This is a genomic window from Chitinimonas sp. BJB300 (assembly GCF_002735695.1).
In the GTDB taxonomy this organism is placed as follows: Bacteria; Pseudomonadota; Gammaproteobacteria; order Burkholderiales; family Chitinimonadaceae; genus Chitinimonas.
Genome location: NZ_PDZH01000296.1, coordinates 1 through 1,517 on the forward strand (window position 1 = coordinate 1; position 1,517 = coordinate 1,517).

A 1,517-nucleotide genomic window follows, 5' to 3' on the forward strand; every position below is an offset into this window, starting at 1 on the left:
CCAATACTGTTCGGTTAGATGTATTTAGGAATTCGCCATGATGCCGATATCGGTTTTGGTGAGACCAGCACAATGGTTAAATCAATGGGTTGATGCAGCTTTTGCCCGCGCTTGTGGCTTGCAAATGCTGTGCCCCTTCGTTTAACCATTCTTGGATTTCTGCGCTGGCGACTTTTGGTGCTTTTGAGGCAACTCGCGTTTTGCAACAGTTGTGCAAACCACTGCTTTCGTTTTCGCGGCTTCGCTGGGGGAAAAAGCGCCAGACTGCGGTTGGGCGCGTCGAAACAAATGAACAGTTTTAGTAAATGACAAGTCCAGTGGGCTTTTTTGCCCTGGTCTGGCTGCACTGTGCATTAACCAGCGCACAGCGTAGTGTGCCAGCATCCACCCATAGAATTCTTGACGCACCAGGTCTGGCGTTTTGCTGCGCAGTACACGTCGGCTTTGACGCAGATGTGTTTTTAATTCATCAAACACACTCTCCACATGCCAGCGAGCGTGGTAAAGCGCTGCCAACTCTTGTGCTGGTGCCACACATGGGTCAAGCAAGGTCGTCATTAGCCGATAGCGCGGCTCACTTTCTGGCATGTTAGGCAAGGCGTATTCGATGACCCTTACCTCAATGGCCTCCAATGCGCGCTCGCTCTTCTTGTCACGACGATAAATCGTGCTTAAAAATGAACCGTCTTCCAGTACCTTGTTGACCGGAAGGTTCCTGCTTTTGGCAACACGCCATAGCAATTGCGCACCCGTTTGACTGGCTTGCTGCCAGTGCTCAAATCCATTGAGCCCACGATCAGCCATGCACAGCATCGTGCTATTGAGCGTGGGTAGCAGTGATTGACAAAGCGTCCATTCCGCATCCCGGTACGCCCCAATGCTTCCCGCCATGATCGCGTGCGTGCCACATTCGACCAGTACGGCGCACTGCGCCTTGGGGTATCCCGCAGGCCCACGCCCCCCTTCTGGATACCCAAACGCGTTAGCGTTGGCCGGCTCATCTGGCACATCAAAACTGCTGCCGTCCATCGCCACCAGACGCAAGCCCGCGTAAAAGCTCTCGGGGTGCTGCTCCATCACCGCCAACGCAGGACAACACTGCGCTTGCAGATCGCGCAAAACGGTGTACCCAATCTTTGCTCTCGCTTCTGTGATGGACGCTTTGTTAACCGTTGAAGATGTCGCATTGCCTTGTAGCCAAGATAGGCCTTGCGTCATGGCTGCAAATACATCTTCATACGCCGCTTCAGGATATAGGCTCAGTGCCATACTGAAGTAGACCACGGTGCTGGCAGGAAAGCTGCGCACGCGCCGACTATTGCACCCATGCTTGTCAAGAAGTTGAGTAACTGCGTCCATCGGATAGACCCGAGCAAACAAGCTGGCGCCGAGATGATCTGTTAACCGCACCCCTTGACCCAGAGTCGCCTTGGTTCGTGCCATGTTTGTTCCGCTTATTGCTGAGGCTGCAGTTATACTGAAATTTTGTCATTTCTAGCATAACCGAACAGTATTGG

General features: G+C 53.0%; 1 protein-coding gene. It reads right to left on the minus strand.

All coding sequences use genetic code 11. The annotated features are described in order from the left end of the window. Positions 1–141: 141 nt before the first annotated feature. A complete protein-coding gene (locus tag CSQ89_RS21460) occupies positions 142–1,443 on the minus strand; it encodes an IS4 family transposase (protein ID WP_099407981.1) in 1,302 nt (433 codons plus the stop codon). Between the last annotated feature and the right edge of the window lie 74 nt (positions 1,444–1,517).